The organism is Acidisoma sp., assembly GCF_965199065.1.
Taxonomy (GTDB): Bacteria; Pseudomonadota; Alphaproteobacteria; order Acetobacterales; family Acetobacteraceae; genus Acidisoma.
Genome location: NZ_CBDAQN010000001.1, coordinates 1139564 through 1153420 on the forward strand (window position 1 = coordinate 1139564; position 13857 = coordinate 1153420).

The following is a 13857-nucleotide window of genomic DNA, read 5'->3' on the forward strand; positions in this document are numbered from 1 at the left end:
ATAGGATGCCTCCCCACTTAACCGGATGGTGAGCGCGTTGCCCGATGAGCCTGGCCTTCGCCTGACGCCCCCGCAAGCGCGGCTCGGCGCGCTCGGGCTGCTTCTGCCCTACCTCCGGCCTTACCGGTTCCGGGCCGTCGGGGCCGCCACGGTTCTGCTGCTCGCAGCCGGCCTGATCCTCGCCCTCGGCCAGGGCCTCCGCCGCCTCATCGACCACGGCTTCGCCAGCGGCAGCATGGCCCACCTCGACACCGCCGCATTCGGCGTGTTCGCGGTCGTAGCAGGCCTCGCCTGCGCCACCTCGGCCCGCTTCTACCTGGTGTCCTGGCTCGGCGAGCGCGTCGCCGCCGACCTCAGACGCGACGTGTTCGAGCGGGTGATAAGCCTCTCGCCGGCCTTCTTCGAAACGGCGCGGACCGGCGACATCCTCACCCGGCTGACCTCCGACATTTCCGTGCTTCAGGCGCTGATCGGCTCCTCCGTCTCGCAATGGCTACGCAACGGGCTGCTGCTCATCGGCGCGTTCGTCATGCTGCTGGTGACCGCGCCCAAGCTCGCGGCGATCATGCTGCTGGTCATCCCCGTCGTCATGGCGCCGCTGGTCCTGTTCGGGAGGCGTGAGCGGCGGCTCTCGCGCGCGGCGCAGGACCGGGTCGCCGATCTCGGCGCCTACGCGGAGGAGACGATCAGTGCGCTCCGCACCGTGCAGGCCTTCACGCACGAGCCGGTCGACCGCCGGCTGTTCTCGGCCGAGGTGGAGCGGTCGGTCGGGGCGGCGCTCCGCCGCGTGCGGACCCGGAGCAGCCTGATCCTGGTCATCATCCTGCTGGGCTTCGGCGCGATCGTGTTCAGCCTCTGGGTCGGCGGACGGGATGTGATCGCCCACCGCATGAGCGGCGGCGACCTCTCGGCCTTCGTGTTCTATGCGGTGATCCTCGGCACGTCGGGCGCGCAGATGAGCGAGCTGTGGGGCGATCTGCAGCGGGCAGGCGGTGCGGCCGAACGCATCGGGGACCTGCTCGCCGAGCAGCCGACGATCATGGCGCCGGCTCATCCCGAGCGCCTGCCGGCGCGGCCCGAGGGGCGCGTCGTCTTCGACGCGGTAACCTTCCGCTATCCGGCCCGGCCGGACCATGCCGCACTCGCAAACTTCTCGCTGACGGTCGAGCCGGGCGAGACGGTGGCGCTCGTGGGGCCGTCGGGCGCCGGCAAGACGACGGTGCTGCAACTGCTGCTGCGCTTCTACGACCCCATCAGCGGGGCGGTGCGGCTGGACGGCGTCGACGTGGCGCGCATGTCCCCGGCGGATTTGCGGAGCCATATCGGCATCGTGCCGCAGGACCCGGTGATCTTCAGCCAGTCGGCCTGGGAGAACATCCGCTATGGACGGCCGGAGGCGACGGACGCCGACATCCAGGCCGCGGCCGCGGCGGCCTACTGCGACTTCCTGGAGTATTTGCCTCAGGGCACGCAGACCTACCTCGGCGAGAAGGGCGTGCGGCTCTCGGGCGGCCAGCGGCAGCGCATCGCCATCGCCCGCGCGATCCTGCGCGACCCTGCGGTACTGCTGCTGGACGAGGCGACCAGCGCGCTCGACGCGGAGTCTGAACAGGCGGTGCAGAAGGCGCTGGCCAATCTCTCGCGCGGGCGGACGACGATCGTCGTCGCCCACCGGCTGGCCACCGTGCGGAAGGCGGACCGGATCGTCGTCATGGATCAGGGCGGCATTGTCGCGATGGGGACGCATGATGCGCTGGTGCGGGACGGCGGCCTCTACGCACGGCTGGCGCGGCTGCAATTCAGCATCGATGCCTGAGCGGCGGGCCGAGTGGGCTCGCCCGGTTGCGGAGGGGCGCGGGCGCTGCTAAACGGTCGCACCCGCGAAAAACCCCCGCGGGCTAGGTCCGGAGCGTAGCGCAGCCTGGTAGCGCATCAGTCTGGGGGACTGGGGGTCGTGGGTTCGAATCCCGCCGCTCCGACCAAAATCGATAGTCATCGTGCCGAGGGTATGGCTCAGCGGCCAGGTTCTATGACGCCGCCAGCGGACCCGGCAGGTGACCGGTCGTCCTCTGGAGATCCCGATAGAAGCCGAGCAGCTTGCGCCCGTTCTCAACCGGATCTCCTTCCGTCAGGACACCCTCGAGCCGGTTGAAGTCCCGTTCCTGCCCGGTCCAGGCTTCGATTGCGTCGACCGTCCCTGCGAGCGCGGCCGCATCCTGAAGATCCACGCACCGGATCCAGCTTGGACCGCAACGCTCGGCGAGTTCCTTGAACATGGGCAGGTCCGACGAGATTATCCTGCCGTGGTTGCTCAGGACATTGAGAGCCATCCCGGAGTTCGACCCCAGTTGATACGGCAGGAACACGGCGTCCGACGACTGAATCCATAGCGCCAGTTCCTCGTCGGTCAGACGATCGGCAACACGGAGATACGCCTCGCCGGACCTTTGACCGAGGATCGTGTCGACGTAGTCGCGGGGCAGGACGTTGTCGATCATCCCGCAGACCGCGAGCTTCACCGTGCGCCCGGAACGCGTTTTTTCAGGAATGAGCGCGGCTCGCTCCAGACCTTTGTGCGGGGTGATGCTTCCCAGAACGCTGATCAGGATTTCTGCATCTCCGATGCCATGAGCTTGCCGGTGCTCTCTCACCGCGGCAGCCTCGAACATCTTCGTTTGGAATCGGCTGTGAGGGGTGAAGCAGTAGGGTTTGCCAACTTCCCGGGGATTTCTACGTGAGAAGAGTTGCTGAGAACTCTGGTTGAGAAAGATATAGGCCGTCGTGAGTTGGTTGATGGCCTTCATGTATGTGAACAGGAAGGTCTTACGGCGAACCCAGGCCGGCTCGACATCATGGACCATCCAGACGACCGGCCGACCGCTTAACCGGGCGTAGAAAGCGATCCAGAGAAGCGCCGCTGTCAGCACGATCGACTTCAGCAGGTTTCCCTGCGTCACTGCATGATCCGGGTGATGAAGGTGCATCGCATCGAAGCCTGATCTGAGGCTCAGGACGCTCGAAAGACGAACATCTTCAATTCCCGCAGCCCTCAGGCCTTGCAAGAAATTTTCAAAATATGGATTGCCGCGCATCCGATTGGGAAAAACGAGAATCTTCATGGCACCCCGCCCAGGGACGACGAAGCAAGGAACCATCCTTACAGTTCGTCACAAAGGTATTTCTGATTGCGTCGTTTGATCGTTAATCCTGGTGCACCGGCGTTGCGCCATGTCGAGCATTGATGCGATGCGTTGACATCGACCCTTGTACCGTCACCAACAACATGTTTAGCACGGGGCCCCGAGCGGCGGCCTCAACCGTTCTGCGGAGCCCCTGAAGCCGCTCTGTATTCGCTCGCGGCAGGCCGAAGCTCAAAAGGATGAAGCGGCATCCGCTCAATGACAGGACGCCGCGTTTCTTCCAGCACCGGTGGCCGAGTTTGTCAGAGAAGCCCGTGCTGGTCGTAGATATTTTATTACAATCATCCAACAATAAGGGGGTTTGGAAGGCTGAACGTGCTCATGCCTGCGCTCTCCATCGGTCGGTGAGCCGGCAGGGTGGATGAGCAGGAAGGCTCTCTGAGAACGATGGCTGACATGCTGCTTGAAGCCGATCGCCGAGCCGCTTGATTTCAAAACCAAGCTCAACCTCACCTGCGCCATAGGGAGCCTCAGTCTCGATTCGCAGCTTCCCAAACATACCATGTTCACGTTATGTTCCCTATCCAAGGGGCCGCGTGACACAGAATGATGCAGCAAGTTCAGGATCTTACAGCTTTACGCCAGACCCTCACCGCGCTGGAACGGCGGGGTACCGCCAAAGCTCCCCGGATCGGCGCCGTACTGCCTTTCGGCATAGACGCCATCGACCGCCATCTGCCGGAAGGCGGTCTGCGCCTCGGTGGCCTGCATGAACTCGCCGATACCGGCCCTGCGCTCGAATACGCGACCGCTGCGGGGCTCATGGTCGCCGGCATCCTCGCGCGCCTCGATGGCCCGGTGTTGTGGGCCGCGGAACGGACCGATCTCTTCGCGCCCGCCTTGGCCCATGCTGGCCTCGACCTCGATCGCGTGCTGTTCGTCGAGGCTCCGCGCGCCGTGCTGCTCGCTATGGAGGAGGGGCTGCGCCATGGCGGTTTCGCCGGCATCGTCGGCGAGGTGCGGCGGCTGGATGCCATTGGCTCCCGCCGCCTTCAACTCGCGGCCGAAAGCGCGGGCGTGACCGCCTTCGCGCTTCGCCGTAGCCGCAACTCCCGCGACCCGGCACTGGCGGACCCCATCGCCGCCGTCACCCGCTGGCGTATCGCGCGCCTGCCCTCTGGGCCGCCGGCGCCGCAGGCCCCCTGGGTGCGGGGGCTGGCCCCCGCCTTGTGGCAACTCGACCTTATTCGATGCCGGGGCGCCGATCCCGCATCCTGGACCGTGGAGGCTTGCGATGCGACGGGTCGTCTCCGTCTGGCTGCCGATGTGGCCGACCGACCGGTGGCGGCGACACCAAAACAACGCCGGGGTCTGCGCCTCGCCGGATAGGCTCCCTTCATCCAGCGAGGTTCCGGTCGTCACCCGCAGCCATGACGGGCGGCGTTGGGTGATCGGGGCGGCGGACGCCGCGGCGCAAAAGATCGGGCTGCGGTCCGGACTGCCGCTGGCTCAGGCGCAAGCCATGCAGCCGGGCCTCTGCGTGATCGACGCCGATCCGGCGGGCGACGCCGCGGATTTGCGCGATCTCGCCGGCTGGTGCCAGCGCTATGCGCCGCTGACTGCCGCCGATCCTCCTGACGGCATCCGCATCGACAGCACGGGCGCCGACCACCTTCATGGCGGCGAGGCCGCGATGATGGCCGATCTGTCGGACCGTCTCGCACGCAGCGGCTTCACAGCGCGCGCGGCGGTTGCCGATACGCCGGGCGCTGCCTGGGCCTTCGCGCGATATGGAAACCGGCCGCTCATCGTGGTCCCACCCGGCGAGGCCATGACGGCGCTGGCGTCCTTACCCGTCGCGGCGCTGCGGCTACCGGCGGAAACCGTGGCCGCGCTGGACCGGCTCGGGTTTTCCCGGATCGGTCAACTCGCGGCCACGCCGCGTGGACCGTTAGTGCGACGCTTCGGCGAAGGGCTGATGCGCCAACTCGATTATGCGCGCGGCACGGTGTTCGAGCCGCTGGAGCCGGTGCCGCCGCGCACGCTCATCCGCCAGCGACTGACTTTCATCGAGCCGCTGCTGACGGCCGAAGCCTTTGCAACCGTCATCGAGCGTCTGTGCCGGACGGTCTGTGCGGCACTGGAGCGGCGCGGGGAGGGCGCGCGGCGGCTCGACCTCGTTTGCGAGCGGGTGGACGGCACGATGCAGTTGGTGGCGGTCGGCACGGCGCGGCCGGTGCGGGACGCGGTGCATCTAGCCCGGCTGCTGGCCGAGCGGATCGAGACCATAGATCCTGGGCTTGGGGTGGAGGCGATGACGCTCTGGGTGCCGCTGGCCGAGGCAGCCCCTGCGGGCCAGGGCGATGTTCTGGCGCGGGAGGGCGCCGGTGACCTCGGGCCGCTGATCGACCGGCTGGTGGCGCGGTTTGGGGCGGCGCAGGTTTATCGGGTGGCGCCGGTCGAGAGCGACGTGCCGGAACGGTCGGTGGCGCGGGTGGCCGGATTATCGCCAGCGGGCGGGCGGAGCTGGCCCCAGGCCTTGCCACGCCCTTTGCGGCTGCTGACGCCGCCTCAGCCGGTGCAGGCGATGGCGCTGCTGCCGGATCAGCCGCCGGTCGCCTTCACCTGGCGGCGCAAACGGCACCGGGTGCGCCGGGCGGACGGGCCGGAGCGCATCTTCGGCGAGTGGTGGCGGCGGGATGGGGAAATGCGCGCGGTGCGGGATTACTGGGCGGTCGAGAACGAAGTGGGGGAGCGTTTCTGGCTCTATCGCAGCGGCGACGGCGTGGAGCCGGAGACCGGTAATCTCGCCTGGTTCGTGCACGGGATTTTCTAATCGTTGGCCGCGCCGACCTTGGCCAGCAACGCCTCGATTTCGGGCTCTGCCACCAGCAGATCGTCCAGACCGAACGGGCAGACTGCCGGGAGCCGCGGGTCGTGCTTGCCGCGTGCCTCGGCCCGCAGCCGGGACAGTGCCTCGGCATAAAGGCCAGCCAGATCGATCCGTTGCCGCATCGAGGGCGAGAAGCGATGCCGAGCGTCGGCGATGAATGTGGCAACCTCGCCTCGCCAATGCGAAACGGACCGGCTCCTGGGTGCGAGGTGGAGTTTCAGCAGGTGGATCAGCGCCTGGCGCAGCAGGCTCTCGCAGCCATTCAGTTCCGATCGGCCCACAGACTGGACTTCCTCGATCACATTCTCCCAGTCGATCGTGTCGTTCAAGCGCTCGCCATGGGCAAAACGGCGCAGAAGATCGGCCTGATGCTCCGACCAGATCAGAATGTCCGTGTCATACAGGTTATCCGGCATCGCTGCTCCTCCAGGCTCGGCCCGCGCAGCATAGCGCAATCTTCAGCCGCCAAGCACCGGAATCACCCGCATCGACCGCATCCGGCCGCGCAACACCCAGCCTAGCGTCACCCCCCGCGTGCCGAGGAAGATCAGCAAGGCGAGCCATAGCCCCGCATTCCCAAATGGCGGCGTGAGCACGGCCCAAGCCGCCAGAAAAACACCCAGCGACAGCAGCATCATGTTCCGCATGTCGCGGGACCAGGTGGCGCCGATGAACACCCCGTCGAGCTGGAAGGCCGCCGCCGCCACCATGGGCACGAGCGCCGCCCAGATCAGGCTTTGCGCCGCGGCGACGCGCACCGCCGGCGCCTCCGTCAGCAACGCCACGAAATTATGCCCGAAGGCCAGGTAGATCACGGTGATGACGGCCCCCGAGGCCATGCTCCAGCCGATGCTCAGCTTTACCGCCCGCAGAAAGCCGCTTCGGTTGCGCGCCCCGATCATCGTGCCCGCAAGCTGTTCGGCGGCGGCGGCAAAGCCGTCCAGGCAGTTGGCCGAGAGGGCGAAGAACTGCATGTGAACCGCGTTCGCCGCCAGGATGACGGCACCGAGCGCCGCGCCCTGTCGCGTGAAGAAGGCGAAGGCAAAAAGAAGCGCCAGGGTGCGGATGAGGATGTCGAGGTTCAGCACCCCCATGCGGCGCCACCCGGGGCCATCCCGCATCGCGGCGGGCAGGCCCCTCCCGAGCGGCCCCGACAGCCGCTGCAGCACGATCAGCCCGGCGACAAACGCCACGACCTCGCCGACCAGCGCCGCGAGGCCGGCGCCTCGAACGCCCCAGCCGAGCCCCACCACCGCCCAGACGCAGACGATGATGTTGAGCCCGTTGAGCAGGATCTGCAGCGCCAGGCCCTCGGCGGCGCGCCCTCGGCCCAGCAGCGCGCCGAGAATCGCGAAGTTCCCGAGTGCTGCCGGGGCAGAAAGAGCGCGCAGCAGCACGTAGCCTTGCGCCGCCTGGAGAACACGGCCCTCGGCGCCGAGCAGAGGCAGTCCGACGGACGCCTCCACACGCCGCAGCGCCAGGATGACTGCGCCCAGCAGGAGCGCCAGCAGAAGCGAACGCTGGAAGACGGCCCGCGCCTCGCTTGCATCGCCGGCACCGAGCGAGAGCGCGGTCAGCCCGAGCGTCGCGCTGCGCAAGAAGTTGAGACTGGTGAGCAGAACGTCGAACAGGATGGCGGCAATGGCGATGCCGGCGGAAAGCGCGGGGTCGGCGAGATGCCCGACGGCGGCGGTCGACACCACGCCCACCAAAGCCGTGCTGAGATAAGCGAACATCATCGGCACGGCGATGCGGAGGATGCGACGATTGGTGACGGCAGCGGAGACGGGCATGCGGCGATCTGACCCAGTACTAGTACTATCGCAAGTGCTGAGGCACCCCTTGACCGATCGGTCAGCGGGGGCCACTCATGCTGCACAGCGAAACCGCCAGACTAGAGGCTGCACAATGCTCGCCGACGCCGCAACCATCGAGGCCGCCGATCGTGCCGCCCGCATCTGGGTGGCTGAAGACCGGGAACTGCCGATCGGCAGCGAAGCTCACAAGGCCGCCGTCTGCCGTATGTTCCACGAGACGTTCAACCCATACAAGCCCTCGGTCATCGACTGGCCGAAGCTCGACGATGAGGCGCGCACCCGGATCATCAACCTGCCGATCTGGGACATCGCGGTGCAAACCGAGGGCAAGGCGCGGCTACGCATGCTCTCCTACGCGCGCTCCTGTCTCGATCCCGATATGAGCAAGACAGTGGAACTGAACGGCTGGGAGGAGGGGCGGCACAAGGAGGTGCTGTCGAACCTCGTCGAGGCCTACGGCATCCCGCTGGAGCCCGAGCCGGCCTACATCGAGCCGCGCGACCCCGAATGGGCCTATCTCGTCACCGGCTACAGCGAATGCGTCGACAGCTTCTTCGCCTTCGGCCTGTTCGAGCTGGCCAAGCGGTCCGGCTTCTTCCCGCAGGAGCTGGTCGATACGTTCGAGCCGGTGATCCAGGAGGAGGCGCGGCATATCCTGCTGTTCCAGAACTGGGCCGCATGGCACCGCCGCAACATGCCCTGGTACAAGCGCATCTGGTTCGAGATGCGCGTCCTAGCCGTGTGGGTGTTCCTCGGCTACGAGCGCGTCGGGCTCGCGCGCGGCATGGATGACGGGAAATCCAAGTCGCAGGATAACAACTTCACCGTGACCGGCAGCGCCGCAGTTTCCGATGTCGATGTCAGCCTGCCGGAACTCATGGACATCTGTCTCGCCGAGAACGACCGCCGGTTCGCAGGCTACGACAAGCGCCTGCTGCGGCCGACGACCATGCCGAACATGGTGCGCTTTGCGCGCCGGTTCATGCGGGTGCCGAAGAAGAAGCAGGCCGCCGGGCCGGTCGCGGCCTAGCTGGAAACCTGTTCCGCCGCGGTGGAGCCTCTGGACTTCGCCGCAGCCGCCTCGACACTCTTGGAGCATACCCGCACAAGCCGCGGCATGCTCAGGCCCTGTGCGATGATGGTGAAGACGACGACGGCATAGCACGCGGGCAGCAGATGCTGGCGAGGCGCCCCCTCGGGCAGGCTCAGGGCCAAGGCCACGGAGATGCCGCCACGCAGCCCGCCCCAGGTCAGCAGCGCGAGCGCGTGCAACCCGATGACGTCGTGCAGCCGCAAAAGCGTCCCCGGCACGGCGATGCTGATCGCGCGCGCGACCAAGGCCAACGGGATCGCGATCGCCGCCGCTGCAAGATCGAGCCCGTGCAGCGGTACCGAAACCACCTCGAGGCCGATCAGCAGAAACAGGAGCGTGACCAGCAACTCGTCGATGAGCGACCAGAAGGTGGTGACGTGGTGATGCGTGATCTCGCTCATCGCGGTGCGCCCGGCGTTGCTGCCCATCGCAAGCCCGGCCACGACCACGGCGATCGGGGCCGAGAGATGCAGGGTGTTGGCGAGGCTGTAGGTGCCGGTCGCGAGCGCCAGGGAGATGATGAGTTCGAGGTTGTACTCGTCGACACGCCGCATCATCCGGAGCGCGACCCAACCGGTCGCGAACCCCAATGCAGCACCCCCGAAAGCCTCGATGACGAAGGATGAGATGACGCCCGCCGCCGTCTCCAGCTGGCCGTCGGCGGTGGCGATCCCCATCAGGACGGAGAAGACCACGACGCCGACACCATCGTTGAACAGGGCCTCGCCTGCGAAGATGGCGCGAAACGAAGGGGGAAGGCCGAGCCGCTGGAGCAGGCCGACGACGGAAACCGGATCGGTGGGCGCCAGGATCGCCCCGAGGACGAGACACCAGATGACCGCCACGGGGACACCCAGCAGGTGGAACACGCCCCAGATGCCGAGGCCGAAGACCGCAACCGCGATCAGGACGCCGAAGGTCGCCAGCGCAAGCACAGTCCATTTCCGGCGCAGCAACTCCCCGAGATCCACATGCATGCTGCCGGCGAAGAGCAGGAAGGCGAGCGCGCCGTTCATCAAGGTCGACGGCAGGTTGACCGTGTGGAGCAGGCTCTCGGCGAGCTGCCGGAAGCTGAACGGGGCGAGCAGGGGGTCGATCGCAATCGCCAGCGCCGAGACGGCGAGGGCGATGATGAGCACCCCGGTCGAGACATGCACCCGGAGCAGCCGGTAGTTGACCATGCCGAACACGGCCGCGAGCGTGACCAGGATCGCGAAGAAGCTGAGGCCGTTCATGCCGGCTCAGTGCGCGCGAGTTCGGGCACCGAGAATGGCGCAACGGGTTTCTTCAAGGCTCGCTCGGCGACCGCAGTGAGATGGTGCGCCATCTCAGCCGTGGCTGCGGCCATGTCGGATCGGGTGAGGCAGTCGATGAGCGCGTCATGCTCCTGCACCGCGCAACGGCCCGAGTGGGGAAGGTGGTGCTCCGACAGCATCAACGAGCAGCGCGAAACCAGCTCGGAGACGTAGCGGGCGAGGAGGGGGCTGCCTGTCGCCTCGGCCAGCCGCACGTGGAACTCGCCGGAGAGCCGAATGGATTCCGAGCCCCCGGCGGCGAGGGCATGCTCCTCCGCGGCGACATGAGCCCGCAGATCGCGCAGGACGGCCTCCGTTATGCGGCCATCGCCAAGCCGCGCCATGACCACGAGTTCGATGCTGCGGCGTAGATCGAGGATGTCGGCAGCTTCGTCCTGACTGGGCTTGGCGACACGAGCGCCCTGGTTGCTGGAGCGGACGACGAGGCCCTCGGCGATGAGGCGGCCAAAGGCCGCACGCACCACGGTCCGGCTGACGCCGAAGCGCCCGGCAACCTCGCCCTCGGGCAATTTGGCGCCTGGAAGGATCGCCTGCCCGATGATGGCCCGGCGCAGGCCATCGTAGACGCGATCAGGACCATCGCCCGCGCGGCGATGGGCGGACGCGCGTGTTGGGGCAGGGTCGGTCGGGGAGGGGTTACGTCGCATGGCTGGCCAGCATTACTAGGGTAACTCGCCAGCCTTTACCATGAAGTGCAGGTTTCAGAGGTTCAGCGCCCGCATCGCTTCCGCAGGGTAACGATCTCCCAGGAAAGCGGCGTGTGGAACGATCCGATTGATTTCGCCCAGTTCATCCGGGGTCAGGGAGACGTTGGTAGCGCCCACGTTTTCCTCTAGGAATTTTCTCCTCTTTGTCCCAGGGATAGGAATTATGTCCTCGCCTTGCGCCAGAACCCACGCGAGGGCGAGTTGCCCGGGCGTGCAGCCCTTGGCGCTCGCGAAGTCATGGATGCGCGTGGCGAGATCGACGTTCTTCTGGAAGTTCTCACCTTGGAAGCGCGGCATGTTGCGGCGCCAATCGTCCTTCTCCAGATCGTCGGGAGACTTGATCTGGCCGGTCAGAAAGCCACGACCCAGCGGACTGTAGGGCACGAAGGCGATACCGAGCTCCTTCGTCACTGATAGGATTTCATTCTCAGGCTCGCGGCTCCAGAGCGAATACTCTGTTTGCAGGGCCGTGATGGGATGTACGGCATGAGCCCGGCGGATCGTCTGGGGTCCAGCCTCGGAGAGGCCGAGATAACGCACCTTGCCGGCGCGCACGAGGTCGGCCATCGCTCCGACCGTCTCCTCGATCGGCACGTTCGGGTCGACCCGGTGCTGGTAATAGAGGTCGATCACGTCCCAGCCGAGCCGCTTCAGGCTCGCGTCGCATGCCTCGCGGACGTAGGCAGCGTCGCCGCGAATGGGCCCGCGCTGACGGTCGGCGGTCCAGGTGTTGGCGAACTTCGTCGCCAGCACGATGCGGTCGCGATACGGCTTGAGCACGCGGCCGACCAGTTCCTCGTTCTCGCCCATGCCATACACGTCGGCGCTGTCGAAGAAGGTGACGCCGAGTTCGACCGCACGCTCGAGCGTCGCTGTCGATTCACCTTCGTTGCGTCCGCCGTAGAAGGCGGACATGCCCATGCAGCCGAGACCGATTTCACTTACCTGGGGCCCGAGTGCCCCCAACTTGCGCGTTTTCATCAGGTCGTCTCCTTCAGAAGGCCGGGTGATCGCCAGGGAAATCGGCGCCGAGCGTCGTCTCTTCCCAGGCATCGAAGTCGGCGCGGAGGAACTCGAGCTTGCGGCGGGCGCCTTCGAGCGCAGGCTTGCCGAGCAGCAGCCGCAGCGGCGGTTCCGGCGAGGCGACGACATCGATTATGGCCTGCGCCGCGCGGACCGGGTCACCCTGCTGGCGGCCGTTGCGGGCATGGGTCGCGCGGCGACGCTCGCCCGCGGTCTGGTCGTAATCGTCGATGACCGTCTTCGACATGTTGATCGAACGACCGGCAAAGTCCGTGCGGAACGGACCGGGCTCCACGATCAGGACCTTGATGCCGAGCGGCGCCACTTCCTGCGACATCGCCTCGGAGATGGCTTCCACCGCATGCTTCGTCGCCGTGTAGTAGCCGGTGCCGGGGAAGGCCACGAGCCCGCCGATCGACGACAGGTTCACGATGAACCCCGAGTGGCGCTTGCGCATGCCCGGCAAAACCGCCTTCGTCATGTCGATCAGGCCGAATACGTTGGTGTCGAACATCGTCCGCACCGGCGCATCCTCGCCTTCCTCGATCGCGCCGAAGTAGCCGTAGCCGGCATTGTTCACCAGCACGTCGATCTGGCCGAACTTCTCCTCGGTCTGGCGGATGGCATGACGGATCGCGTCGGCGTCCGTCACGTCCAACGGCAGGGCCAGGGCATCCTCCTCATGGCCCTCGATCAGATCAGCAATCTTTGTCACGTCGCGCGCCGTTGCCACCACCCGGTAGTTCTGGCGGAGCAGAAGCGACACAAGTTCGCGGCCGAAACCAGTCGAGCAGCCGGTGATGAACCACACCGGCTTTTCCGAATTTGTCATCTGCGTGTCCTAGGTTTCATGTGTCTCATAAAGCGACGCGCCCGCTCAGCGATCGACCATCGCCATCATCGCCTCGCCGTAGCGAGGGCCGGCAATGCGGTCGGGAGACAGAGCCTCATCCAGAGCCTTCATCTGCGCGGTGTCGAGCGCGATCGAGGCGGCCGCCACGTTCTCCTCGAGATATTGCCGGCGCTTGGTCCCGGGGATAGGAACAAAATCCTCTCCCTTATGAAGAATCCAGGCGAGGGCGATCTGTCCCGGCTTGGCGCTCTTCGTCTCAGCGATGTCCCGCACGACCTGGGCTGCCGTCACGTTGGCCGTGAAGTTCTCGCCCTGATACCGCGGGTCGTTGCGACGGAAGTCATCCGCCGGATACTCTTCCGCCCGCTTTACTTCGCCGGTCAGGAAGCCGCGGCCGAGCGGCGAGAACGGCACCAGGCCAATGCCGAGTTCCCGCAGGCATGGGATGACGTCGCGCTCAAGATTGCGCTCCCATAGCGAATACTCGCTTTGCAGGGCGGAGACCGGGTGGACGGCGTGCGCCTTCCGGATGTTGGTGACACCGGCTTCGGACAGGCCAAAGAAACGCACCTTGCCCTGTTTGACGAGGTCGCCAACAGCGCCCGCGACATCCTCGATCGGCACGTTCCGGTCGACCCGGTGCTGATACAGCAAATCGATGTGGTCCGTGCGCAGACGCTTCAAAGAAGCCTCGACAACCTCACGGATATGCTCGGGCCGGCTGTCGGTGCCGCGGTTCTTGCCGTCCTCGATCTTGAAGCCGAACTTGGTGGCGATCACCACCTGGTCGCGCTTGCCTGCCAGGGCACGGCCCAGCAGATCCTCGTTCGTGAAAGGCCCGTACACCTCGGCGGTGTCGAGGAAGGTGCAGCCCAGTTCGATTGAGCGGTGCAGCGTCGCGATGGACTCGGGCTCATCCGCAGGTCCGTACGACTGGCTCATTCCCATGCAGCCGAGGCCGATGGCGGAAACGACCAGACCCTGGCCGCCAAGTTTTCGTGTGTTAAGCGTCATC

12 protein-coding genes and 1 tRNA gene are annotated in these 13857 nt (G+C 66.4%); 5 read left to right on the top strand and 8 right to left on the bottom strand.

Translation table 11 applies throughout. The features are described from left to right. Nucleotides 1-37 precede the first annotated feature (37 nt). Nucleotides 38-1816 carry an ABC transporter transmembrane domain-containing protein gene (locus tag ACOEQ1_RS05325; RefSeq protein ID WP_419758174.1) on the top strand — a complete coding sequence of 593 codons (1779 nt, stop codon included), beginning with the start codon at nucleotides 38-40 and terminating at the stop codon, nucleotides 1814-1816. An 89-nt stretch (nucleotides 1817-1905) separates the two neighbouring features. Then, nucleotides 1906-1982, top strand: a tRNA-Pro gene (locus ACOEQ1_RS05330). 45 nt (nucleotides 1983-2027) lie between these two features. Here the strand turns inward: ACOEQ1_RS05330 and ACOEQ1_RS05335 are convergent. Beyond that, nucleotides 2028-3119 (bottom strand): hypothetical protein, encoded by a 1092-nt coding sequence (locus tag ACOEQ1_RS05335; protein ID WP_419758175.1) that lies wholly within the window; start codon nucleotides 3117-3119, stop codon nucleotides 2028-2030. A 627-nt stretch (nucleotides 3120-3746) separates the two neighbouring features. Here ACOEQ1_RS05335 and ACOEQ1_RS05340 point away from each other — a divergent pair. Continuing rightward, nucleotides 3747-4529: an ImuA family protein gene (locus ACOEQ1_RS05340; protein ID WP_419758176.1), complete on the top strand. Its 783-nt coding sequence runs from the start codon at nucleotides 3747-3749 to the stop codon at nucleotides 4527-4529. After that, nucleotides 4435-5976, top strand: coding sequence for a Y-family DNA polymerase (locus ACOEQ1_RS05345; protein WP_419758177.1), 1542 nt, complete (start codon nucleotides 4435-4437; stop codon nucleotides 5974-5976). Before ACOEQ1_RS05340 ends, ACOEQ1_RS05345 begins: the two co-directional genes overlap by 95 nt. Here the strand turns inward: ACOEQ1_RS05345 and ACOEQ1_RS05350 are convergent. Beyond that, on the bottom strand, nucleotides 5973-6449 hold the full coding sequence (locus ACOEQ1_RS05350; RefSeq protein ID WP_419758178.1) for a DUF29 domain-containing protein: 477 nt from the start codon (nucleotides 6447-6449) through the stop codon (nucleotides 5973-5975). The two genes, ACOEQ1_RS05345 and ACOEQ1_RS05350, sit on opposite strands and share 4 nt — an antisense overlap. A gap of 42 nt (nucleotides 6450-6491) precedes the next feature. Next, nucleotides 6492-7826, bottom strand: coding sequence for an MATE family efflux transporter (locus ACOEQ1_RS05355; protein WP_419758179.1), 1335 nt, complete (start codon nucleotides 7824-7826; stop codon nucleotides 6492-6494). Between the two features lie 115 nt (nucleotides 7827-7941). Here ACOEQ1_RS05355 and ACOEQ1_RS05360 point away from each other — a divergent pair, with 115 nt between their 5' ends. Beyond that, nucleotides 7942-8880, top strand: coding sequence for a ferritin-like domain-containing protein (locus ACOEQ1_RS05360; RefSeq protein ID WP_419758180.1), 939 nt, complete (start codon nucleotides 7942-7944; stop codon nucleotides 8878-8880). On the opposite strand, the gene ACOEQ1_RS05365 is transcribed toward ACOEQ1_RS05360, so the two are convergent. The 5 genes from ACOEQ1_RS05365 to ACOEQ1_RS05385 are packed head-to-tail and all read right to left on the bottom strand — an operon-like array spanning nucleotide 8877 to nucleotide 13856. Continuing rightward, complete coding sequence (locus tag ACOEQ1_RS05365) at nucleotides 8877-10178, bottom strand: cation:proton antiporter (RefSeq protein WP_419758181.1); 1302 nt, start codon at nucleotides 10176-10178, stop codon at nucleotides 8877-8879. The genes ACOEQ1_RS05360 and ACOEQ1_RS05365 overlap by 4 nt on opposite strands. Beyond that, a complete protein-coding gene (locus ACOEQ1_RS05370) occupies nucleotides 10175-10906 on the bottom strand; it encodes a GntR family transcriptional regulator (RefSeq protein ID WP_419758182.1) in 732 nt (243 codons plus the stop codon). Before ACOEQ1_RS05370 ends, ACOEQ1_RS05365 begins: the two co-directional genes overlap by 4 nt. A 54-nt stretch (nucleotides 10907-10960) precedes the next feature. After that, nucleotides 10961-11947: an aldo/keto reductase gene (locus tag ACOEQ1_RS05375; protein ID WP_419758183.1), complete on the bottom strand. Its 987-nt coding sequence runs from the start codon at nucleotides 11945-11947 to the stop codon at nucleotides 10961-10963. A 13-nt stretch (nucleotides 11948-11960) separates the two neighbouring features. Next, on the bottom strand, nucleotides 11961-12821 hold the full coding sequence (locus ACOEQ1_RS05380; RefSeq protein ID WP_419758184.1) for an oxidoreductase: 861 nt from the start codon (nucleotides 12819-12821) through the stop codon (nucleotides 11961-11963). 45 nt (nucleotides 12822-12866) lie between these two features. Further along, nucleotides 12867-13856: an aldo/keto reductase gene (locus tag ACOEQ1_RS05385; protein ID WP_419758185.1), complete on the bottom strand. Its 990-nt coding sequence runs from the start codon at nucleotides 13854-13856 to the stop codon at nucleotides 12867-12869. Nucleotide 13857 lies beyond the last annotated feature (1 nt).